Source organism: Streptomyces sp. NPDC003300, from assembly GCF_040610915.1.
GTDB lineage: Bacteria > Actinomycetota > Actinomycetes > Streptomycetales > Streptomycetaceae > Actinacidiphila.
Window position 1 is genome coordinate 214,408 of sequence record NZ_JBEXNE010000008.1, and the last position, 21,916, is coordinate 236,323.

19 protein-coding genes are annotated in these 21,916 nt (G+C 71.6%); 11 read left to right on the forward strand and 8 right to left on the reverse strand.

Annotated features, from left to right (window positions below; all coding sequences use genetic code 11):
* Positions 1-114 precede the first annotated feature (114 nt).
* The 4 genes from ABZX65_RS14915 to ABZX65_RS14930 all read right to left on the reverse strand — a co-directional run bounded on the left by ABZX65_RS14915 (position 115) and on the right by ABZX65_RS14930 (position 6,242).
* Positions 115-2,883: a fibronectin type III domain-containing protein gene (locus ABZX65_RS14915; RefSeq protein ID WP_355338521.1), complete on the reverse strand. Its 2,769-nt coding sequence runs from the start codon at positions 2,881-2,883 to the stop codon at positions 115-117.
* 52 nt (positions 2,884-2,935) lie between these two features.
* Positions 2,936-3,862 (reverse strand): carbohydrate ABC transporter permease, encoded by a 927-nt coding sequence (locus tag ABZX65_RS14920; protein WP_355338524.1) that lies wholly within the window; start codon positions 3,860-3,862, stop codon positions 2,936-2,938.
* Positions 3,862-4,755, reverse strand: coding sequence for a sugar ABC transporter permease (locus tag ABZX65_RS14925; RefSeq protein WP_355338527.1), 894 nt, complete (start codon positions 4,753-4,755; stop codon positions 3,862-3,864). Before ABZX65_RS14925 ends, ABZX65_RS14920 begins: the two co-directional genes overlap by 1 nt.
* 188 nt (positions 4,756-4,943) lie before the next feature.
* Complete coding sequence (locus ABZX65_RS14930) at positions 4,944-6,242, reverse strand: extracellular solute-binding protein (protein WP_355338530.1); 1,299 nt, start codon at positions 6,240-6,242, stop codon at positions 4,944-4,946.
* Positions 6,243-6,425: 183 nt separating this feature from the next.
* Between ABZX65_RS14930 and ABZX65_RS14935 the strand changes: the two genes are divergently transcribed.
* The 4 genes from ABZX65_RS14935 (at position 6,426) to ABZX65_RS14950 (ending at position 10,005) form a co-directional block, all read left to right on the forward strand.
* Positions 6,426-7,166, forward strand: a complete 741-nt coding sequence (locus ABZX65_RS14935; RefSeq protein ID WP_355338533.1) for a GntR family transcriptional regulator — start codon at positions 6,426-6,428, stop codon at positions 7,164-7,166.
* Between the two features lie 135 nt (positions 7,167-7,301).
* Positions 7,302-8,036, forward strand: a complete 735-nt coding sequence (locus tag ABZX65_RS14940) for an SDR family NAD(P)-dependent oxidoreductase (protein WP_355338536.1) — start codon at positions 7,302-7,304, stop codon at positions 8,034-8,036.
* A 26-nt stretch (positions 8,037-8,062) separates the two neighbouring features.
* A complete protein-coding gene (locus tag ABZX65_RS14945) occupies positions 8,063-8,914 on the forward strand; it encodes a fumarylacetoacetate hydrolase family protein (protein ID WP_355338539.1) in 852 nt (283 codons plus the stop codon).
* Positions 8,911-10,005 (forward strand): mannonate dehydratase, encoded by a 1,095-nt coding sequence (locus tag ABZX65_RS14950; RefSeq protein WP_355338542.1) that lies wholly within the window; start codon positions 8,911-8,913, stop codon positions 10,003-10,005. Before ABZX65_RS14945 ends, ABZX65_RS14950 begins: the two co-directional genes overlap by 4 nt.
* On the opposite strand, the gene ABZX65_RS14955 is transcribed toward ABZX65_RS14950, so the two are convergent.
* On the reverse strand, positions 9,990-10,808 hold the full coding sequence (locus ABZX65_RS14955; RefSeq protein WP_355338545.1) for a DUF2785 domain-containing protein: 819 nt from the start codon (positions 10,806-10,808) through the stop codon (positions 9,990-9,992). The two genes, ABZX65_RS14950 and ABZX65_RS14955, sit on opposite strands and share 16 nt — an antisense overlap.
* Before the next feature lie 9 nt (positions 10,809-10,817).
* Positions 10,818-11,459: a DUF1697 domain-containing protein gene (locus tag ABZX65_RS14960; protein ID WP_355338548.1), complete on the reverse strand. Its 642-nt coding sequence runs from the start codon at positions 11,457-11,459 to the stop codon at positions 10,818-10,820.
* A 158-nt stretch (positions 11,460-11,617) separates the two neighbouring features.
* Between ABZX65_RS14960 and ABZX65_RS14965 the strand changes: the two genes are divergently transcribed.
* From ABZX65_RS14965 to ABZX65_RS14995, 7 genes are all read left to right on the forward strand, one after another.
* Positions 11,618-12,913, forward strand: a complete 1,296-nt coding sequence (locus ABZX65_RS14965) for an ATP-binding protein (RefSeq protein ID WP_355338550.1) — start codon at positions 11,618-11,620, stop codon at positions 12,911-12,913.
* On the forward strand, positions 12,910-13,260 hold the full coding sequence (locus ABZX65_RS14970; protein ID WP_355338553.1) for a nucleotide pyrophosphohydrolase: 351 nt from the start codon (positions 12,910-12,912) through the stop codon (positions 13,258-13,260). The genes ABZX65_RS14965 and ABZX65_RS14970 overlap by 4 nt, the downstream gene beginning before the upstream one ends.
* Positions 13,261-13,382: 122 nt before the next feature.
* Positions 13,383-13,787: a DUF6099 family protein gene (locus tag ABZX65_RS14975; RefSeq protein WP_355338556.1), complete on the forward strand. Its 405-nt coding sequence runs from the start codon at positions 13,383-13,385 to the stop codon at positions 13,785-13,787.
* A 33-nt stretch (positions 13,788-13,820) separates the two neighbouring features.
* On the forward strand, positions 13,821-14,744 hold the full coding sequence (locus ABZX65_RS14980) for an LLM class F420-dependent oxidoreductase (protein WP_355338558.1): 924 nt from the start codon (positions 13,821-13,823) through the stop codon (positions 14,742-14,744).
* Positions 14,745-14,751: 7 nt separating this feature from the next.
* Positions 14,752-15,660: a homocysteine S-methyltransferase gene (mmuM, locus tag ABZX65_RS14985; protein ID WP_355338561.1), complete on the forward strand. Its 909-nt coding sequence runs from the start codon at positions 14,752-14,754 to the stop codon at positions 15,658-15,660.
* Positions 15,661-15,712: 52 nt separating this feature from the next.
* Complete coding sequence (locus ABZX65_RS14990; RefSeq protein ID WP_355338562.1) at positions 15,713-17,233, forward strand: 3' terminal RNA ribose 2'-O-methyltransferase Hen1; 1,521 nt, start codon at positions 15,713-15,715, stop codon at positions 17,231-17,233.
* Complete coding sequence (locus ABZX65_RS14995; RefSeq protein WP_355338565.1) at positions 17,230-19,773, forward strand: polynucleotide kinase-phosphatase; 2,544 nt, start codon at positions 17,230-17,232, stop codon at positions 19,771-19,773. The genes ABZX65_RS14990 and ABZX65_RS14995 overlap by 4 nt, the downstream gene beginning before the upstream one ends.
* Before the next feature lie 92 nt (positions 19,774-19,865).
* Here ABZX65_RS14995 and ABZX65_RS15000 read toward each other — a convergent pair whose 3' ends face one another.
* Positions 19,866-20,762, reverse strand: a complete 897-nt coding sequence (locus ABZX65_RS15000) for a hypothetical protein (RefSeq protein ID WP_355338568.1) — start codon at positions 20,760-20,762, stop codon at positions 19,866-19,868.
* Positions 20,759-21,796, reverse strand: coding sequence for an SPFH domain-containing protein (locus ABZX65_RS15005; RefSeq protein ID WP_355338571.1), 1,038 nt, complete (start codon positions 21,794-21,796; stop codon positions 20,759-20,761). The genes ABZX65_RS15000 and ABZX65_RS15005 overlap by 4 nt, the downstream gene beginning before the upstream one ends.
* Between the last annotated feature and the right edge of the window lie 120 nt (positions 21,797-21,916).

Below are 21,916 nucleotides of genomic sequence, written 5' to 3' on the forward strand. Positions count from 1 at the left end.
ACTCCTCGTCAGGATATCGGGATTCGTCCGTCGGGCAGCGGGTCCCGCGCACACCGCGGCCGGCCGGGTCCCGCGACCCGGCCGGCCGTGTGTCTCATCGACGCGACGCGGCGGTCAGCGCTTCGCGCTCTGCGTGCCGGGCGTCACCGTCCACTGGTCGAAGTCGTACGCGACCGACTCGTCGCCGACGGTCGCGGTGAACGTCGAGCCGAGCTTGTCCTGCTGGAGCCACGGCGTGTCGAACAGCTTGAAGCTGTCGTAACCGATCGCCTGGCCGTTGACCAGGTGGGTCGCGCCGGGCGCCTGGGACGCCTTGTCGTAGGTGAGGTCGAGGTCGTCCCCGGCCAGGCTGTGGTAGACGACGCGCGGGGTGGCGTCGTTCACGTGGCTGGTGTCCAGGCTGGTCTGCGTGGTCAGCGCCGTCGCGAAGGCGTCGAGGTCGGCGTACGCGGAGGCGTCGGCCGTCTCCAGCACCCACGCGTTGGTGTCGGCCTGGCTGCGCAGGATGTCGTAGGTGTAGCCGAGCGTCGCGGTCGGGTGGATCTGCGTCGTCGTCTTCACCTTGTTCGACGGGTCGTTGGGCGTCTGGTGGTACCAGGTGCCGGGCTTCGCCAGCTTGAACGCGAAGTACATCGGCCCGGTGCTGACGACCGTCCAGCCGTCCACCTGCTCGCGCTCCACGATCGAACCGTTGTCGGGGAACATCGCGTTGATGTAGTTCGACGTCTGGTCACCCGACGACTTGTAGATGCCCAGCGCCGTCGGACCGTCCTGCATCACCCGGTGGTTGTCGGGCTGGTCGTACGACCCGATCTGCGCGGTGCCCTGGTCGAGCGAGATCCGGAACAGCGGATTCGCCGCGTTGGACTGCCAGCGCAGCACCATCGGCATGTCCTCGATCCAGTTGTCGACCCTGCGGTACTGCGTCTCGGTGGCCAGTCCCCAGGTGGGCCGCACATAGCTGGTGCGGTAGACGTCCATCGCGTTGCCGCTGGAGTTCTGCAGATTCGACTTGTACGCGCTGTACGACTTGTCGGTCATCTGACCGATCTTCACCGCGAGCGCCGGCGGCGTGTAGGACGTGCCGGACCAGGCCAGCATGCCCACGTACTCCAGGTCGGGCCGGTACGCCGACGGCGCGGTGTTGTCCGACTCGCCCACGCCCTGCTGCGCCCGGTGCTCCCCGAAGTACGTCCAGGCGAGCGTCGTGTGGTCCGCGGACCGCCAGGTCGGGTCGTTGGCGGAGGCCAGGTCGCCCTTGGCGCGGCTCTCCGACGAGATCAGGTAGCCGTTGTCCCAGTCGTTCGCCCACTCGAACCACATGACGTCCATGGCCATCTTGACCTCGGAGCGCAACTGCTGGTCGTCGGACCACTGGTAGATCGCGTTCAGACCGACATACGTCATGATCGTGTACTCGGGGCTCTCGTACTCGGCCCAGCCGCGCCGCACCCCGGCCTTGACCATCTCCTCGATGTTGGCCTTGCTGCTCGCCTTGAGCGCCGCCCCGGAGCTGCCGTTGAGGTCGGCCACGTCCGGGAAGTACTGCCCGACCAGATAGCCGGTGACGTACGTGCTCATCCGCAGGTTCTCGGTCTGCGGGAGCTTCTGGTAGCCGTACTTGGCGAAGTACGCGCGCACGTCCTGGAGCATCGCGGGGCTGAACTGGTCACCCGCCATCAGGTACGTGTACATCTTCGCCATGATCTTGTACTGCTCGTAGTCGTAGCCCTGGTAGAGCTTGTCCAGCTTGCCGAGGTTGGCCGCCACGTTCTGGTGGTCCACCAACTGCGCGGTGTACTGCGCCACGTTGATGGGGCCGTCCTCCTCCTTCATGGCCTTCGTCCGGTCCCACAGCCACTGCGTCCGGGTCTGCTGGGTGCCGGGGAACGGGGCGGGAGCCGCGGGTACGTACGTGGCGGTCGTGACGTGCACGGGGGCGCTCAGCGCGCTGACGTGGCCGAACGCGTCCTTCGCGCGCACCGCGAAGTCGTAACCCGTGCTCGGCATCAGGCCGGTGACGACCGCGGAGGTGCTGGAGCCGCTGACCGAGGAGGCCAGGTAGCCGTCGCGGTAGATGTCGTAGCCGCTGACCCCGGTGTCGTCGGTCGAGGCGTTCCACAGCAGCGGGACGCTGTCCGAGGAGGCCGTCCCGGCGTGCAGGGACGTCGGCGTGGTGGGCGGCGCGCTGTCGGACACCGCGCCGGCGTCGTACACACCGACGTTGTCGACGTCGATCGCCTCGTCGGTGCCGCCGGTGTCGACGCGCACCTGGAAGCCGAGTTCGACGGTCGTCACCAGCCGCTGCCCGCCGTTGGGCACCACGGTGAAGCGGTACTCGGGGATGTCGCTGTCGTCGACCGTCGCCAGGGCGCCCGACGTGCTCTTGTACGCGGCGGTGCCGGTCAGGCTCACGGCCGGTACGGCGAACCGCGGCACCAGGACGTTGTCGGCGTTGCCGAACTGGATCTCCGCGTAGATGTCCTTGGCGACGGGCTTGCTGCTGGCCGCGGCGCGCTTGAGGTCGAACTTCAGGACGAACTGCTCGGCCGGGCTGCCGACCGGCGCCCCGTAGACGGCGTTGACCCGGCTCACCAGCGAGCCGGTGGAGAACCGGTGGTAGAAGTAGCTGGCGAGGTTGGTCCCCTGGGAGGCGTCGCGCAGTTCGAGCGCGTTGTTCCCGCCGACGCTCACGATCTGCTGGCTGCCCCCGCCCGAGGCGGTGGACATGGTCAGCGGACTGGTGCCGCTGTCCATCGTGGTGTCCATGTCCGCCGCGAGCAGGTTGACCTGTGGGTCGTCGGCGGCGACGGCACCTTGGGACGGTGCCGCGAGGAGCACGATGACGCACGCGGACGCCATGGCTCCGTACAGGACTCTCATTGATCATCCTTTCGTTGGCACTGGCTGACTTGCCGACCGTTGAACCGACCGGCTACTTGACCGACCCCGCGACCAGGCCCTTGCTCCAGAAGGACTGCAAGGACACGAACATGGCGACGACGGGCACGACCGACAGCAGCGCGCCCGTGACGACGGTCGCGTAACCGATCGGATAACCCTGCATCTCACGCCAGCCGACGAGCCCCACGGTCACGGGCTGGAGCGATCTGTCGGCGAGCATGAGCGAGGGGAGCAGGAAGTTCGTCCAGATCGCGACGAACTGGAACAGGAAGATCGTCACCATCGCGGGCGCCATGATCCGCATCCCCATCACGAAGATGCGGAACTCGCCCGCCCCGTCGATCCGTCCGGCCTCGATCAGCGCGTCCGGGATCGACGACGCGGCGTAGATCCGGCTCAGATACACGCCGAAGGGGCTGACGATGCTGGGGATGAACACCGACCAGAAGGTGTTGATCACGCCGGTGTGGCTGAAGAGCAGATACAGCGGGACGGCGAGTACGGGGGCGGGCAGCAGGACGGCGGCGAGCACCGTGCCGAAGACCGCCTCACGACCGGGGAAGGGGAACTTCGCCAGCGCGTAGCCGCACATCGTGGCCAGCAGCGTGGAGACGACGCCGCCGCCGACCGCGTACAGCAGCGAGTTCAGCAACCAGCGGGAGTAGATGCCGCCTTGGGCCTCGAACAGCGTCTGGACGTTGTCCCAGAGGGCGAAGTGCGCGCCGAACCAGAAGCCGTTGCCGGAGAAGAGCTCCCCGCTGCCCTTGGTGGCGGAGACGATCAGCCACCACACCGGGAGCAGGAAGTAGAGGGCGAACAGGCCCATGACGGCCAGCACGAACATCCGCGAGGCCGGGTTCACGGTCGTCAGCGGGCTGCCCGAGGCGCGCTTGGGCCCCGGTCGCGGCTTCGGGGGAGCCGGCGTGGCGGGCGCGGGTGATTCCACGGTGGCGGTCATCAGTCGGTCCTCTTGGCCGACGCGCGGAAGACGGCGACGGAGAGCACACAGATCAGCGCACCGAGCACCACCGACTGCGTGGCCGCGTAGTTGAAGTTGTTGGAGGAGACCGACCGCAGCGTGGCCATGATCGGCGTGTAGGTGGAGGACAGGTTCGGCGCCACGGACTTCATGGTCGCGGGCTCGTTGTAGAGCTGGAACGTGCCGATGATCGAGAAGACCAGGGTCATCAGCAGGGCGGGGCGGATCTGCGGGACCTTGATCAGCCACGCGGCCCGCCACCCCGTGCAGCCGTCCATCGCGGCGGCCTCCATGGTCTCCTCGGGGATCGCCTGGAGCGCCGCGTACAGCAGGATCGTGTTGTAGCCGGTCCACGCCCAGGTGAGGATGTTCGCGATCGAGAACGGCAGCGCGGCGTCGGTGACGAAGCTGGCGTGGACGCCGATCGAGTCGAGCGCGCGGGTGATCGGGCTCAGCGACGGCGCGTACAGGAACGACCAGACCAGTCCCGCGATCACACCGGGTAGCCCGTACGGGACGAAGTAGGCGAGCCGGAAGAACCGGCCGCCCTTGATCGCCGCGGAGTCCAGGAGAAGGGCGAGTACGAGCGCGATGCCGAGCATCACCGGCACCTGGATCACGCCGATGAACGCCACCCGTCCCAGCGAGGCGAGGAAGTCCGCGTCGTGGAACACCTCGACGTAGTTGTCGAAGCCCGCGAAGACGGTCTTCGAGCCGCCGAGCCCGAGGCCGGAGCGCTTCACCGAGAACAGGCTCTGCTCCAGTGAGTACGCGGTGGGGATCAGGTAGACGACGACGAAGAGCAGGAGGAAGGGCAGGACGAACGGCGCGGCCCGGCGGAGCTCGCGTAGTCGGCGCCGTTGAGTCGTCACGGAGGACACGGTCACCTTCTCTCTGAAGGAACGTGGGTGCTGGGGGACTTGTCGGGGCGAGGGCGAGGGCGACGGCGAGGGCGAGGGCGGGGGCGAGTCGGGGGCGGGGGCGAGGGCAGGGCAGGGGCGGGGCCAGGGCGGGGGCGGCGGATTCGCGGCCCCCGCGCGGCCCTTCTTCCTGGCCCCGGCTAATTGACCGAGAAGCCCTGGGACTTCAGCGCCTTGAGCGTGTCCTTCTGGGCGTTGCCGAGCGCGTCCTCGTACGTGGCCTTCTTCGTGTGCACCTTGCCGAGGCCGTCACCGAGCGTCGTGGCCGAGATCGACATGATCGGCCCCCACATCCAGCCGGAGTTGACCTTGGCCGACTCGGTGCGGAACAACTGGTAGACGGGCTGGCCGCCGTAGTAGCTCTGCGGGGCGTCCAGCGCGGGGTTGGTGAGCCCGGACTTGGACGCGGGCAGGATGGCCGCGGAGGCGATGAGGTTCGACACCGACTCCTTGTCCGTCGACATCCAGGTGGCGAATTCGGTCGCCTCCTTCGGGTGCGAGCAGTCCTTCATCACGGCCGTGGCCGATCCGCCGGAGTTCCCGACCGTGTCCGTACCGGCCCATCGGGGCATCGGCGCGACGGCCCACTTGCCCGCGGAGCCCGAGGCGTTGTCCCGGATCAGGGACGCCGACCAGACGGGACCGACCTCGGCCCAGACCGTCCCCTTGCTCCACGCGGAGTACAGCGCCGCGTCGAAGGCGGGGTACGAGGCGAGCAGCCCCTTGTCGTACAGGCCCTGCCAGTAGTCGCCGACCTTGCGGTTGGCGGCGCTGTCGAATGACACGGACCACGCGTCGTTCTTCACCCCGAACCAGGGGGCGCCGCCCTGCCACGCGAACCCGGCGTAGAGGTAGGGGTCGGTGGGCAGGTTCATGATCCGCGACGCCGGGTCCGCGGCCTTCACCGCGGCGGCGGCGGCCGTGAACTCGTCCCAGGTCCTGGGCAGCGCGATGTGCGCCTTCTTGAACAGGTCGGCCCGGTAGAACATCGCCATCGGCGCGGTGTCCACCGGTACGCCGTACGCCTTGCCGTCGACGCCGACGTTGCCCCACACCCAGTCGGGGAACTCGCTCCTGCCGTCCTTGACGTACGTGCTGACGTCCTGGAGCACGCCCGCCGCGAGGAAGCTGGAGAACGTCTCGTACCCGACCTGGGCCAGACAGGGCGCCTTGCCCGCCTTGGCGGCGGTGAGCATCTTGTCGTAGCCGCCGGCGCCGCCGTTGGTGATGGCCTCGTACTTCACGTGGACGTCGGGGTGCGTCTTGTTCCAGAGCGCGACGGACTTCTCGTAGCCCGCGGCCCAGCCCCAGAAAGTGATGTCCGCCGGGCCGCCGGTGTCCGCCTTGGCGCTGCCGCTGCCGCTGCCGCCGCCGCATCCGGTCAGCGCGAGGCTGAGCGCGGCGAGGACCGCGGCGGTGGTGAGTCTTGCCCTGCGCATGATCATGGCGACCTCTCGGTTTGCTGCTGTACAGCGCGGTTCGTGTCTTCGTGCCGTGGTGATGGGGGGCGTTGGCGGGGGCGATGAGGGGGCGATGGGGGAGCGGACATACCGCCGCGGACGACACCGGGTAGGCGACCGGGATACTTGCATACAAGAATACTGGCATGCAAGGATTCGGACGTGAATCCTCCCCGACCAGCACGCATCCAGGAGCAGGCACCCCCCGGCCCCGCCGGAGGGCTGTCGCCGATCACCCGGGACCGCACGCGGAACCGCGCCTCCGACCACGTCTACGACGAGTTGGTCTCCGCGATCCGCAGACTGCGGCTCGCCCCCGGCTCCTCCCTGTCGGAGACGGACATCGCGGAACGGCTGCACGTCAGCCGTACGCCCGTCCGGGAGGCCATCGCCCGGCTCGCCGACACCGGCCTCGTCCACGTCGTGCCGCAGGTCGGCACGCAGGTCGGGCTGATCCGGCTACGCGACGTCGAGGAAGCGCGCTTCGTGCGCGAGAGCCTGGAGGTCTCGGCCTTCGAGGCGGCCTGCGGCAATCCGGCACTGGACGTCGGCATCCTCCGCGACCTGCTCGAACAGCAGGAGCACGCTTACCGCACCGCCGACTACGACACGTTCTTCCAGGCCGACGAGGCCCTGCACAGTGCGATCTTCACCCTCAGCGGCCACCCCGGCGCCTGGCAGGTCGTCCAGCGGATGAAGCTGCAACTCGACAGAGTGCGCCGGCTCGCCCAACCCGACACCGCCACGATGCGTGACCTGATCGACGAACACCGGCTGATCGTCGACGCGTTGGAGTCCCGCGACATCGCGGGCGGGCGCGCCCTGATCAGCCGTCACGCCAGACGCGCGCTCGAACGCGTGCCAGGGCTGCGCGCGCAGTATCCGCACTACTTCACGGCGTGACCACGGGCGGCGGCGTACGACCGGGCGCGGCGGCGTATGACCACGCGCGGCAGCGTCGTACGACGCCCAATAACGCGCACGACCGCGCACGACAGCCAGGTGCACCGAATCACCGCGACGAAAGGACAACCCCACGTGAACAGGTTCACCGGACGGACGGTTCTCGTCACAGGCGCCGGTTCCGGCATCGGCCGCGAGATGACGCGCCAGTTCGTGGCGGAGGGGGCGACCGTCTACGCGGCGGACCTCGACCCCGCCGACGTGCCCGACGGCGGCATCCCGCTCACCGCCGACGTCACCGACCCCGACTCCTTCGCCGCGGCCGTCTCCCGGGCGGTGTCGGAGACCGGCGCGCTGCACGTGCTCTGCAACAACGCGGGCCTGGCCTCCAGCACCGACACCCTGGCGTGCAGCGTCGAGGAGTGGGACGCGACCTTCGCGGTCAACACCCGCGGGGTGTTCCTCGGCACCAAACTGGCCCTGCCGCACATGCTCGCCCAGGGCGACGGCGCCATCGTCAACACCGCCTCCGCCGCCGGACTCGTCGGACTGAAGGACCGCGCCGCGTACTGCGCCAGCAAAGGCGCCGTGATCGCCTACAGCCGCCAGGTGGCCGCGCAGTACGCGGGCACCGGCGTGCGCTGCAACTCCGTCTGCCCCGGCACCGTCGACTCCCCGTGGGTGGGCCGCCTGCTCGCCGCGGCCGACGACCCCGGGCAGGCCCGCGCCCAACTCGTCGCCCGGCAGCCGATGGGCCGCCTCGGCACCCCGGCCGAGGTCGCCGCCGCCGCCCTCTACCTCGCCTCCGACGCCGCCGCGTTCATCACCGGCACCGAGCTGGTCATCGACGGCGGGCTGCTCGCCGGCTGACCATCCCTACCACCGAACGGATCACCGTGAAGCTCATGCGTGTCGGCCCACCCGGGGCCGAACGGCCCGTCGCCCTGCTTCCCGACGGCCGCCACCTCGACCTGTCCGCGCTCACCGACGACATCGACGGCGCCTTCCTCGCGGGCGACGGCCCCGGCCGGCTGCGCGACTCGATCGAGGCGGGCGGCCTGCCGGCCGTCGACGTCACCGGGCAGCGCGTCGGCCCGCCCGTCGCCCGCCCCGGCGTCGTGCTCTGCGTCGGCATGAACTACGCGGCGCACGCGGCGGAATCGGGCGCCGCACCGCCCCAGGCGCCGGTCGTGTTCTACAAGTCACCGCACTGCGTCGTGGGACCGGACGACGACGTCCTGCTGCCGCGCGGCTCCGCCAAGACGGACTGGGAGGTCGAGCTCGCGATCGTCATCGGACGCCGGGCCCGCTACCTCGACTCGCCCGCCGACGCCCTGGCCCACGTGGCGGGTTACACGATCTCCAACGACGTGTCCGAGCGGGCCCTGCAACTGGAGACCAGCGGCGGCCAGTGGTCGAAGGGCAAGAGCTGCGAGACGTTCAACCCGCTGGGTCCCTGGCTGGTCACCCCGGACGAGATCACGTCCCCCCAGGCCCTCGGCCTGCGCTCCTGGGTCAACGGCGAACCCCGCCAGGCGTCCGGCACCAAGGACATGATCTTCGACGTCGCCACGCTGATCCACGAGCTGAGCCAGTTCACCGTCCTCGAACCGGGCGACGTCATCAACACCGGCACGCCCGAAGGCGTCGCGCTGTCGGGCCGCTTCCCCTACCTCAAGGAGGGCGACACCATGGAGTTGGAGATCGACGGGCTGGGCCGTCAGCGGCAGCGGGTCGGCCGGGCATGACCATACGACTCTCGCTCGGACACATCGACACCTACGACGCGCGGGTGGCGACCTTCGCGCGCCAACTCGGCCTCACCGGCGTCCAGCTCCACACCCCCGACCTGCTGCCCGGCGAGGACGGCTTCTGGAGCGAGTCCGAACTGCGGGCCCTCAAGGACCGTTGCGAGGCCGACGGCCTCGCGATCGACGGCCTGGAGAACGTACCGCTCGCGCACTTCTGGAAGATCCAGCGCGGACTGCCGGGCCGCGACGAGCAGATCGAGAACTACCTCAGAACCATCCGCAACCTCGCCGCCGTGGGCATCGACCTGCTCGGCTACAACTTCCTCGCCACGTACGTCTGGCGCACGGACATGGCGGCGGCGGGCCGCGGCGGCGCCAAGGTCAGCGCCTTCGACCTGGCGGACGTCTCCCGCGGCAACGCGCTCGCCGGATACCGGCTCACCCCCGACCACCCCGTCGACGAGCCGGCCACGGCCGACCGGATGTGGGCCAACCACCAGTACTTCCTCGACGCCGTCCTGCCCGTCGCCGAGGAGGTCGGCGTACGGCTGGCCCTGCACCCCGACGACCCGCCCGTCGACGTGCCGTTGGGCGGCATCGCCCGGATCTTCACCTCGCCCGCCGCCATCGGACGGGCCCGCGACCAGGCGGGCGGCAGCCCGTCCTGGGGCCTGAACCTCTGCCTGGGCACGGTGTCGGAGATGGCGGGCGAGGAGAGCGTCAACGAGGTCATCGACCTGCTGGGGCCGTCCATCTTCTACGTCCACTTCCGGGACGTCCGCGGCACCGTGCCCCGCTTCAGCGAGTGCTTCCTCGGCGAGGGCAACTTCAACCCGGCGCGGGTCATCCGCCGTCTTGAGGACTCCGGATTCGACGGGTTCCTCATCGACGACCACGTCCCGGCGATGATCGGCGACCTCGACACCTGGGGCGACATCTCCTCCGAGGCGTACTGCAGCCGCGGCCGGGCCCACGCGATCGGCTACCTGCAAGGCGTCCTCAACGGCCTCGGGCTCGACCAGCCGGAGGCCCGCCCGCGGGCCGGCCGCTCGGCGACGGTCGGCCGGCAGCCTCAGGCCAGCCAGTAGTACGGCAGGCGCAGGAGGTCGGCGACGCGTGCGGCGACCTCCCGCGCGTGCGGCGGGACGCCCTCGTCGGCGATGCCGCGTATCAGGTGCAGATGGAGCGACTGGAGGGTGGCGAAGGTGTTGAACGCCCAGACCGGGACCGCGCCGGGTCCGCCGCCCTCCAGGGCCTTGTGAACGACGGTCAGCCAGTCGGTGGCCTCCTCGACGGTCAGTCCGGGGGCCTGGAGGATACGGGTGAGCGCGCGGGCCAGCCGCGCGTCCTCCAACTGCGCGTAGCGGTAGTCGGTCTGCTCGACCGTCATCCTGCGGGCGCACAGCTCCAGCAGGCCGGTGCGGCGCTCCGGCAGGGCCTTCGCGAACGCGGCGGCGGCGTCGGCGCCGTGTGCCACGGCGTGCAGCCAGCCCAGCGCGTCGTCCCAGCCGCGGGTGTCGCGCTCGGCCGGATACCAGGCCGAGAACCGCGCGTACCAGCGCTCCGCCGCCTCTCGCGGCACGAGCCCGGGCACGGCGTCGCCCCGCGTCAGCACGGAGCAGATGATCAGCGGTGCGAAGGCCCTGGCCTGAACCTCCGGGTGGGTGAGACGGCCGGCCGCGTCGTCCCCGAGCGTTTCGAGGACGGCGTCGAGACGCCCGTCCCTGATCCAGCGGGCAGCGCCGGTATAGGCGTGGTCGTCGCGTGTCCCGGGGTCCGGGGACGTCAGCATGACGGACAGCTCGGCGGCGAGCCGTGGCGCGGGGACGCCCTCGGGGAAGGGGAATCCGTCGGCCGCGACCGACGTCCAGTCGACACGATCGGCGTTCATGGCATCAGGCTATTCCTCGCTCATCGCCACCAGTTTGGTGACCGTGTTCCAGTTGCGGGTGGACGCCGTCAGGCCGAGGCGGCGGTCGGAGAACTGGGCGGCCAGCTTGGAATTGTGCACACCGCCGGGGAAGTGGCCGTAAATCTCGCTCCGGCCGGGACGGAATTCGTCCGGCGCGTACGCCGCCGCGTCGATCGCCGCCAGCTTGTCGAGGGGGACGGGCCCCGACAGGAACGTCACCATGAAGCGCGACGGATTCACCCCGTCCATCGGGAACGGGTTGGCGTCCACGACCCGCCGGAGGTCCGCGCCGGTACGGATCAGGCAGGCGACGGTCAGCCCCAATTCGTCGCTGATCCGCTGCTCCAAATCCGCCGCCAGCCGCCCCGGATCGGCCTGCGCGTGGGTGAAGACGGCGTTGCCGCTCTGGAGGTGGGTGCGGATGTCGGCGGCGCCGATGGAGGCCAGCAGGTCCCTCAGGGTCCGCATGGGCAGCTTGTTCTTGCCGCCGACGTTGATTCCGCGCAGCAGCGCGACGTAGCGGGTATCCGTGTCCGTATCCGTATCCGGGGTCGTGCTCTTACTAGTGCGGGTGCTGGTCCTGGTGTTGGTCTTGGTGTTGGTTTCGGCGCCGGTGGCCTTGGTCGTCACGATCGCCACGCTAGCGGCCGGCACTGACAATCGGTCGATTCCGGGTGGTGCCGGGGCAAGCGCGGCGTCGCGCGAATCATGCGCGATGTCCCTCGTTCGGAGGACGGTACGGTCGCTGGAACGGTTCGGCAGGCCGGGGCCTGGTTACGTTCGCGCATATGACCAGCATCCATGACAGGCCCGTCGTCACCGAACTGCGGCTGTCGGCCTTCAAATCGCACCGGGGCGCGTCGTTCGGACTCGGGCCGCTCACCCTGCTCTGCGGGGGCAGCGGCACCGGCAAGTCGAGCGTGCTGGAGGCGCTGGCCGCGCTCGGTCGGCTGGCCTGCGGGGACGGGCTCGACGAGGTCTTCGAGTCCGTGGTGCGCGGTGGCGCGGCGGCGTGCGTACCGCAGGACGCGCAGCCCGACCCGCAGGGACGGCGCGGCTTCCGGATCGGCTGCACGGTCACCGGCCCGGTGGGTCCCGTGCGGCTCGACGTCGCCGTCCAGGCGGAGCCCACGCTGCGGATCGTCGGCGAGCGGCTGACCGGCGCGGGCGAGACGCTGCTGACGACGGCGCTGCGCGACCCGGAACGCCCCACGGTGCAGGCCGCCTGGCACACCGCGGGCCTGGTCGCCGTCACCCGCGCGCCGCTGCCCGACGACCGCCTCGCCACGGCCCTGTTGCCGCTGCGCGTCGCCGGACGCACCGACGGGCAGCGCCTGGTGCTGGCCGCCGCGGAACAGGTCGTCGTGGCGCTGCGCGGGGTCTTCCCGATCGCACCGCGCCCCGAGCTGATGCGCGGCCCCGTCCCGGTCGGCGACGGACGGCTGCGCGCCTCCTGCGACAATCTGTCCGCCGTCCTGGCCAGGACGGAAGGCGAGTGCGGCACCCGGCACGCGGCGCTGGTCAACGCGGTGCGCGCGGTGTGCAGTCCGCCGGTGGAGGGGATCACGGCGCTGGCTGCGGGCGCCGCCGCGAGCACGGGCGCAGGCGGGCGTACGTGCGCCGGTCCGCGTACCGGTGCCGGTACGGCGGAGGGCGCCCGCGCGGGCGGCGGGTCGGTGGCGGAAACGGCGCGTGCGGTGGACGCCGTGATCGCCGCGGTGGACCGAGGCCCGCTCGGCCTGGTCCCGGTGGACCGCCTCGGCGACGGCGAACTCCGCTTCCTCGCGCTGGCGTTGGTGCTGCTCACCGGCCCCGGAGTGCTGGACGTCGACACGAGTACGGAGCTGCTGCCCGCCAGTCAGGTGCTGACCGTGCTGGGCGACGGCCTCGACCACGGACTGGACCGTCGTCAACTGAGCGAACTGCTGCGGCTGGCGGGCCCGGCCGCGGAACGCGGGCACATCCGGCTGCTGGGCACCGTCCAGGACGCGAGCTTCGCGGAGGGGATCGGCGGTGTCTCGGTCACCGCGCTCGGGGTCCCGAGGCCACGTCGCCGCGAGGATGCGGTAGACCAGTCGGGGTGACCGAAGAAACCGACGCACCCGATCTCGCGGCGCTCCAGCGCCGCCTCGCCTCCTTCGCCGCGGCCCGGAACTGGCAGCCGTTCCACACGCCCAAGAACCTCGCCGCCGCGCTGAGCGTCGAGGCCGCGGAGCTGCTGGAGATCTTCCAGTGGCTCACCCCGGAACAGGCGGCGGAGGTGATGGCGGACGACGGGACCGCGCACCGGGTCCGCGACGAGGTCGCGGACGTGCTGGCGTACCTGCTGCAATTCTGCGAAGTGCTCGGCATCGACGTGCTGGCCGCGCTGGCGGCGAAGATCGACCGCAACGAGCTGCGGTTCCCGCGGGCCGATCCCTCGTCCGGGTGACGAGGTTTTCCACAGGCGCGCAGTTGTCCACAGATCTCCCGAGGGGCCTTTCCGCACCCGCGAAATTCTGTCACTCTGAGTAACGGCGAAGGGATCGCCGCAGGACAGAGGGGGTGCGGGACATGGACGCAGCGCGACTGGTGGCCCAGGCGGAGCGCGTGATGAGCCGATCGCCGCAGCCGGACGACGTCATCGCGGAGGCATGGCAGGCGTTCGAGCTGACCGAGGCCGTGGGACGGCTGCTCACCGCCGATCACGAGCGGCCGGTGGTCCGCGCCGGGCCGGGACCGGTGGTGGGCGCGTCAGGCGGCGACCCGCCGCGGGCCGCACGGCTGACCGGGGTGCGCGACCCGCACGGCACGCTGCGGGCCCTGCGCGCGCTGCTCGGCGAGATCGGCCTGTCGCTGGTCGCCATCACCTGCACGGCGGAGGACGAGGCGGCGTACTGGAACTGCATCGAAGCACTGGACGCGGTGGACGAGGCCAAGGACCGCGTGCGCGCGCTGACCCGGGAGGTGGACCGTTGACGGAGATCGCCGTGATGGGGGCAGGATGGAGGAATGGATCTGCGAATCTTCACCGAGCCCCAGCAAGGTGCCGAGTACGACACCCTGCTCACCGTCGCGAAGGCGACCGAAGACCTGGAATTCGACGCCTTCTTCCGCTCCGACCATTACCTGAAGATGGGCGACGGGACCGGACTGCCGGGACCCACGGACGCGTGGATCACCCTGGCCGGACTCGCCCGCGAGACCAGCCGGATCAGGCTCGGCACCCTGATGACGGCCGGCACCTTCCGGCTCCCCGGTGTGCTGGCGATCCAGGTCGCCCAGGTGGACCGGATGTCGGGCGGACGGGTCGAGTTCGGCCTCGGCGCGGGCTGGTTCGAGGAGGAGCACACGGCGTACGGCATCCCCTTCCCGAAGGAGAAGTTCGCCCGCCTTGAGGAGCAACTGGCCATCGTCACCGGCCTGTGGGAGACCCCGGTCGGCAAGACCTTCGACTACGACGGGACGTTCTACCAGCTCAAGGACTCGCCCGCGCTGCCCAAGCCCGCGCAGGCGAAGGTCCCGGTGCTGATCGGCGGCATGGGCGCCAAGCGGACACCGGAACTGGCGGCGCGCTACGCGACCGAGTTCAACATCCCGTTCGCCTCGGTCGAGGACAGCGGGCTCCAGATCGGCCGGGTGCGCGCGGCGGCGGAGGCGGCCGGGCGCGGCCCCGACGACCTGGTGTACTCCAACGCCCTGGTGGCCTGTGTCGGCAAGGACGACGCCGAGGTGGCCCGCCGGGCCGCCTCGATCGGCCGGGAGGTGGACGAGCTGAAGGCGAACGGGCTGGCGGGCACGCCCGCCGAGGTCGTCGACCGGATCGGGCAGTTCGCGGAACAGGGCTCCACCCGCTTCTACCTCCAGATTCTCGACCTGTCCGACCTCGACCACCTGGAGCTGATCTCGTCCCAGGTCAGGACCCAGGTGGGCTGAGGCCGCGATGCCCACCACCCCGCCCGCACCGCTCTTCCCGGCCGCCGCCGGGAGGGCACTGGTCCTGGACGGCGGGCTGTCCAACCAACTCGCCGACCAGGGCTGCGACCTGTCGGACCCGCTCTGGTCCGCCCGGCTGCTCGCCGACGCCCCGGAGCAGATCGAGGCCGCGCACACCGCCTATGTGCGGGCGGGCGCCCGGGTGCTGATCACCTCCAGCTACCAGGCCACCTACGAGGGGTTCGCCCGGCGCGGCATCGGGCGGGCCGAGGCGTCCGCGCTGCTGACCCGCAGCGTGGAGCTGGCCCGGCGGGCGGGCGCGGGCCGGACCGACGTGCGGGTGGCGGCGTCGGTCGGGCCGTACGGGGCGATGCTCGCGGACGGCAGCGAGTACCGCGGGCGGTACGGGCTGAGCGTGCGGGAGCTGGAGCGCTTCCACCGGCCGCGGATCGAGACCCTGGCGGCGGCCGGTCCCGACGTCCTGGCCCTGGAGACGGTGCCGGACACCGACGAGGCCGAGGCCATGCTGCGGGCGGCCGAGGGGACCGGCGTGCCGGTCTGGCTCTCCTACACCGTCGACGGCGACCGTACCCGGGCCGGGCAGCCCCTGGCGGACGCCTTCGCGGTGGCCGCGGGCCGCGACGAGGTGATCGCGGTGGGCGTCAACTGCTGCGCGCCCGCCGACGCGGACCATGCGGTGGAGGCGGCGGCGACGGTCACCGGCAAGCCCGTCGTCGTCTACCCCAACAGCGGCGAGCACTGGGACGCCGGCCTCCGCCGCTGGGACGGCACCGCCACCTTCTCCCCGGCCCGCGTGACCGCCTGGGAACGGTCGGGCGCCCGCCTGATCGGCGGCTGCTGCCGAGTGGGCCCGGCCCGGATCAGCGCCCTGTCGAAGGTGCTGGGCGGCGGCTAGGGCCGGGAAAATCCCCTGGTCGGGGGGCGGCCGGAAGAGAATACTCGGTGAGGTGTTCCTGACGATCTCCACCACCGGCACCGCGGCTGCCCCGGCTACTGACCTGGGGTTTCTGCTGCACAAGCACCCGGAGAAGGCGCAGACCTTCTCCACCTCCTACGGCAACGCGCACGTCTTCTATCCCGAGGCGTCGGTCGAGCGGACCACCGCCGCGCTGCTGTTGGAGATCGATCCGCCCGCGCTGGCGCGCCGGGGGAAGGGCAAGGGCAAAGGCCGGGGCGGCGCGCCCGACTCCGCGCTCGCGCAGTATGTGAACGACCGGCCCTACGCGGCCTCGTCGCTGCTCGCGGTGGCGCTGCGTACCGTCTTCTCCAGCGCGCTGCGCGGCGAGTGCCGCACGATGCCGGAGCGGGCGGCGGCGCCGCTGCCGCTGCGGATCGAGGTGCCGGTGCTGCCCGCCCGCGGCGGCCCCGCGCTGGTGGCCGGGCTGTTCGAGCCGCTGGGCTGGCGGGTGGAGGCCGAGCCGGTGGCGCTGGACACGCGGTTCCCCGAGTGGGGCGACTCGCGGTACGTACGGCTGGTGCTCGAAGGGGAGCTGCGGCTGGCGGACGCGCTGCGGCAGATCTATGTGCTGCTGCCGGTGCTCGACGACGCCAAGCACTACTGGGTGTCGGCGGACGAGGTGGACAAGCTGCTGCGGTTCGGCGAGGGGTGGCTGGAGGAGCACCCGGAGCAGAAGCTGATCACCAGCCGCTATCTGGCGCGGCGCTGGGCGCTGACCCGGCAGGCGATGGAGCGGCTTGAGCTGGCCCGGCTGGCGGACGCCGACGACATCGAGGTCGAGGCCATCGACAACGCGGTCGAGGACACCGTGGGCCCGGACGGCGAGGAGGCGCAGGAGCGGCCGACGCCGCTGGCCGTTCAGCGGCGCGAGGCGATCCTCGGGGCGCTGCGCGACGCCGGGGCCACGCGCGTGCTCGACCTGGGCTGCGGGCAGGGCCAGTTGGTGGGCGCGCTGCTGAAGGACGTGCGGTACACGGAGATCGTCGGCGTCGACGTATCGGTGCGGGCGCTCGGCAGCGCGGCGCGGCGGCTGCGCCTGGACCGGTTGAGCGAACGGCAGGCGGCGCGGGTCACGCTGTTCCAGGGCTCGTTGGCGTACACCGACGCGCGGCTCAAGGGTTACGACGCGGCCGTGCTCAGCGAGGTCGTCGAACACCTCGACCTGCCGCGGCTGCCCGCCCTGGAGTACGCGGTGTTCGGCTCCGCCCGGCCGCGGACCGTGGTCGTGACGACGCCGAACGTCGAGTACAACGTGCGGTGGGAGTCGCTGCCCGCGGGCCATGTCCGGCACGCCGACCACCGTTTCGAGTGGAGCCGCGAGGAGTTCCGCGGCTGGGCGACGACGGTCGCCGCCCGGCACGGCTACGACGTCGCCTTCACCCCCGTCGGCCCCGACGACCCCGAGGTCGGCCCGCCCACCCAGATGGCGGTCTTCACGATCGCCGCGCCCACGACCGACACCCGTCACACGACTGCGACCACGACCACCGGCAAGGAGGCGGCGGCATGACCGCACCGCGCACGCTGCCCGTCACCGACCTGTCCCTCGTCGTCCTGATCGGCGCCACCGGCTCCGGCAAGTCCACCTTCGCCGCACGGCACTTCAAGCCCACCGAGGTCATCTCCTCCGACTTCTGCCGCGGCCTGGTCAGCGACGACGAGAACGACCAGAGCGTCAGCGCCGACGCCTTCGACGTCCTGCACTACATCGCGGGCAAGCGGCTCGCGGCGGGCCGCCGCACCGTCGTGGACGCCACGAACGTGCAGGCGGAGAGCCGCAGGGAGTTGATCAAGCTGGCCCGCGAGTACGACGTGCTGCCGATCGCCGTCGTCCTCGACGTACCCGAGCAGGTCTGCGTCGCGCGCAACGCCGGGCGCCCCGACCGGGCCTCGCTGCCGCGCCACGTCGTGCAGCGGCACCAGCGCGAACTGCGCCGCTCGCTGCGGGGCCTGGAGCGCGAGGGCTTCCGCAAGGTGCACGTCCTGCGCGGCACCGAGGAGATCGACTCCGCCGAGATCGTCACCGAGCGCCGTTACAACGACCTGACGCACCTCACCGGGCCGTTCGACATCATCGGCGACATCCACGGGTGCAGTTCCGAACTGGAGACGCTGCTGGCCGAGTTGGGCTACGCCGACGGCACGCACCCCGAGGGGCGCACCGCCGTCTTCGTCGGCGACCTCGTCGACCGCGGCCCGGACAGCCCCGGTGTGCTGCGCCGCGTCATGGGCATGGTCGAGGCGGGCACCGCGCTGTGCGTGCCCGGCAACCACGAGAACAAGCTCGGCCGCTACCTCAAGGGCCGCCAGGTGCAGCAGACCCACGGACTGGCCGAGACCATCGAGCAGCTGGAGCGCGAGGACGCCCGCGACCCGGAGTTCCGCAAGCGGGTCGCGGCCTTCATCGACGGTCTGATCAGCCACTACGTGCTGGACGGCGGCAAGCTGGTGGTCTGCCACGCGGGTCTGCCCGAGAAGTACCACGGCCGCACCTCGGGCCGGGTCCGCTCGCACGCGCTGTACGGCGACACGACCGGCGAGACCGACGAGTTCGGCCTGCCCGTGCGCTACCCGTGGGCCGAGGACTACCGCGGGCGCGCCGCCGTGGTCTACGGCCACACCCCGGTTCCGAACACGTCCTGGATCAACAACACCATCTGCCTCGACACCGGGGCGGTCTTCGGCGGCAAGATGACCGCGCTGCGCTGGCCCGAGCGCGAGATCGTGGACGTACCGGCCGAGCGGGTCTGGTACGAGCCGGCCAAGCCGCTCGTGGTCGAGGCGCCCGGTGGCCATGACGGGCGCCCGCTCGACCTCGCCGACGTCACCGGGCGGCGGATCGTGGAGACCGGGCAGATGGGACGGCTCGCCGTCCGCGAGGAGAACGCGGCGGCGGCCCTTGAGGTGATGAGCCGCTTCGCCGTCGACCCGCGCCTGCTCGCCTACCTGCCGCCGACGATGTCGCCCTGCGCGACCTCGCGGCAGGAGGGCTGGCTGGAGCACCCGGCGGACGCCTTCGCCGACTACCGCGAGAGCGGTGTCGCCCAGGTCGTCTGCGAGGAGAAGCACATGGGCTCCCGCGCGGTCGTCCTGGTCTGCCGTGACGAGGCCGCCGCGCGGAAGCGCTTCGACGCGCCCGACGGCACGACCGGCGCGGTGCACACCCGTACCGGGCGGCCGTTCTTCGACGACGGGGCCGTCACCGAGGAGGTGCTGGCCCGGCTGCGCGCGGCCGTCACGGCGGCCGGACTGTGGGACGAGCTGTCCACGGACTGGCTGCTGCTCGACGCCGAGCTGCTGCCCTGGTCGCTGAAGGCGTCCGGCCTGCTGCGCAAGCAGTACGCGGCCGTCGGCGCCGCGGGCGGCGCGGTCTTCCCCGCCGCCCTGAGCGCGCTCGAAGCCGCGGCGGCTCGCGGCACCGACGTCGCGGACCTGCTGGGCAGACAGCGCGAACGGGCGTCGGACGCGGCGGCGTTCACCGACGCCTACCGCCGGTACTGCTGGACCACCGACGGGCTCGACGGCGTACGGCTGGCGCCGTTCCAGCTCCTCGCCGTCCAGGGCCGCAGCCTCGCCGCGCTCCCGCACGACGAGCAGTTGGCGCTCATCGACCGGCTGGTCGAGGCCGACCCCACCGGGCTGCTCAGGACCACCGGGCGGCTGCTGGTCGACACCACGGACGAGGAGTCGGTCGCGGCCGGAGTGCGCTGGTGGCTCGAACTGACCGGCGCGGGCGGCGAAGGCATGGTCGTCAAGCCGCTCGCCGCGCTGGTCCGCACCGAGAAGGGGCGGCTGGTGCAGCCGGGCATCAAGTGCCGCGGCCGGGAGTATCTGCGGATCATCTACGGTCCCGAGTACACCCGTCCGGAGCACCTGGAGCGGCTGCGGTCCCGTTTCCTCGGCCACAAGCGCTCGCTCGCCCTGCGCGAGTACGCGCTCGGCCTGGAGGCGCTGGACCGGCTGGCGGCCGGCGAACCGCTCTGGCGCGTCCACGAGGCGGTCTTCGCCGTACTGGCGTTGGAGTCGGAGCCGGTCGACCCCCGGCTGTGACGCCGTGAGCTGTGCCCGTCGAACGGTCGGGCCGCCCACACCCCTCCGGTGGGCGGTCCGACCGGGCTCGATCCCCGTGTGCCGAACCGGTCCTACCCCAGCAGCCGCAGCGCCGTCGCCGACCGGCCGAGGCGTACGGTCTGACCCCAGGTCAGCTCCAGCGCGTCGGACTCCATGCCGTCGCCGAAGGCGACCAGACGGTCGGACTCGACGGTCAGCCGGAGCCGGTCGGCCGCGGCCAGCACGCCCGCGACCTGCGAAGTGCCGGTCGCGGGGGAGGGCCAGGCCTCGCGGACGAACCACAGCAGCCGCGGCTCCGCGGGACCCGGCAGCGGAAGGCCGCTGCCGCGTTCCTGCCACAGCGACCGCAGCCAACCCGTGGCACCCGTGCCTGTACCCACCAGAACGCCCGATGACGCCTGGGCTTCCGCGGGCGCGGCGTCGTCGTCGGGACCGAGCCGGTAGCGGGCGGTCTGGTGTCCCGGCGGTCCGAGGTAGATCTCGTTGAGCGCCAGCAGCCGCTGTGTGTCGTCGGCGACGGCCTCCACCATGGTCAGTTCGTCGGCCCGGCCGCCGCGCGCGGCGGAGTCGAGCAGCTTGCCCGCGTCGCCCGCCCGGTGCCGGACGAGCACGCCCGGATTACGGCCGGGGTCGGTGTCGATCCCCACCACCGGCTGCCCCGACAGGTACTTGGCGGCGTTGGCGACCAGCCCGTCCTGGCCGATCACCACGACCACGTCCTCCGGCGCGAAGAGGAAGCGGTCCAGATCGGCCCGCTCCACCCGCGCCTGCCGCCACCGCAACGGCACCGCCGCGGCCACCTCGGCGAGCGCGGCCCGCCCGCGCTGATGGCGTTCGCGCACCTCCTGGATGCTCCGGCCGCGCGAGGAGAGGAAGAACGCCGCCTGGCCGTGGGTGCCGTGCCGGGCCAGCAACTCCTCGTACTCGCTGACCCGGTGCACCAGCACCGCGCGCGGGGCGAGGCTCACCGCCGCTCACCACCGGAGCCCGGGACCGCGCCGCCGCCGCTGGGGCGCCCGAGCCGTTCCACCAGGCCGGTGAGCATGTCGGGGGTGAGCGTGAGGCTGTCGATCCGCGGCAGATTCTCCGCGACCCGGTTGAGCGCCAGCGCGTGCAGCGTCGCCGGATCCACGTCGCCGTGCACCCGCAGCCACCCGGCCTGTGCCTCGGCGCGCGCCGTACCCGCCTCGCGCGCCGCCTCGGCCTTCGCGCGGGCGAGGCGGACGAGCCGGGCGGCCTCGGCCTCGGCGCGCACGGCGTCGGCCGCCGCGTTCTCCTCCGCCTCGCGGCGCGCGTTCGTACCGTGCTGCTCGACCAACTGCTCCTCGCGCCGGGCCAGTTCGATCCGGCTGGCCAACTCGTTCTCGGCGATGGCCCGTTCGCGCTCGACGGCGACGGCCCGCCGCTCGTACGTGGCCCGGTCCGCCTCCTGCTGGATCTGCTCGCGGGCGGGCGTCCGCAGCGCGCGCTCCACCTCGGGCTCCGGCCGAATCGCCACCACGCGCACGGCGACGACCTCGATGCCGGTGGTGGCCAGTCGCGGCTCGTCGGCGAGCCCGTCGGCGATCCGCTGCCGTACCGCCGCCACGCCGTCGACCAGCGCGGACGCCAGCGCGGTACGGGCCAGGACGTCGAGCGCGTGCTGCTGGGCGGTCTCGGTGAGCAGGGTGGCGAGCTGTTCCAGCGGGGCGCCGCGCCAGATCCCGGTGTCGGGGTCGATGGAGAAGTCCAGGCGCTCGGCTGCGGTGGCCGGGGCGCTGATCCGGTACGTCACGGTCGACTGCACGCTGACGTCCTGGAAGTCGGAGGTCCTGGCATGGAAGGACATCGCCAACTCGCGGTCGTCGACCGGCACTTCGGAGAGGGCCGCGGTCAGCGACCGGTACCAGAAGCTGAGGCCGGGCCCGTCGTGCACGAGCGCGCCGCGCGAGTGGTGGCAGATGTGCGCGGTGGGCGCCGAACGCAGATGGCGCCAGCCGAAGCGCCTGGTGATGTCGGCCATGGTGGGCCCCTCCTTCTCGTCAGTGCGACGATATCGAGCGATCCTCTTATCGTCAAGAAGACGAGATGGGGAGTTCGGCGTACCCGCCGGGGTGCGCTGGCGCGGGCTGACGGGGCGCGC

Bases quoted from the DNA above. Each gene is read 5' to 3' on its own strand.
- ABZX65_RS14955 (WP_355338545.1), bottom strand. From the start codon at position 10,808: ATGAACGCCGATCGTGTCGACTGGACGTCGGTCGCGGCCGACGGATTC.
- ABZX65_RS14975 (WP_355338556.1), top strand. From the start codon at position 13,383: ATGGACGCAGCGCGACTGGTGGCCCAGGCGGAGCGCGTGATGAGCCGA.
- ABZX65_RS14965 (WP_355338550.1), top strand. From the start codon at position 11,618: ATGACCAGCATCCATGACAGGCCCGTCGTCACCGAACTGCGGCTGTCG.
- ABZX65_RS14980 (WP_355338558.1), top strand. From the start codon at position 13,821: ATGGATCTGCGAATCTTCACCGAGCCCCAGCAAGGTGCCGAGTACGAC.
- ABZX65_RS14920 (WP_355338524.1), bottom strand. From the start codon at position 3,862: ATGACCGCCACCGTGGAATCACCCGCGCCCGCCACGCCGGCTCCCCCG.
- ABZX65_RS15005 (WP_355338571.1), bottom strand. From the start codon at position 21,796: ATGGCCGACATCACCAGGCGCTTCGGCTGGCGCCATCTGCGTTCGGCG.
- ABZX65_RS14995 (WP_355338565.1), top strand. From the start codon at position 17,230: ATGACCGCACCGCGCACGCTGCCCGTCACCGACCTGTCCCTCGTCGTC.
- mmuM (WP_355338561.1), top strand. From the start codon at position 14,752: ATGCCCACCACCCCGCCCGCACCGCTCTTCCCGGCCGCCGCCGGGAGG.
- ABZX65_RS14950 (WP_355338542.1), top strand. From the start codon at position 8,911: ATGACCATACGACTCTCGCTCGGACACATCGACACCTACGACGCGCGG.
- ABZX65_RS14930 (WP_355338530.1), bottom strand. From the start codon at position 6,242: ATGCGCAGGGCAAGACTCACCACCGCCGCGGTCCTCGCCGCGCTCAGC.
- ABZX65_RS14915 (WP_355338521.1), bottom strand. From the start codon at position 2,883: ATGAGAGTCCTGTACGGAGCCATGGCGTCCGCGTGCGTCATCGTGCTC.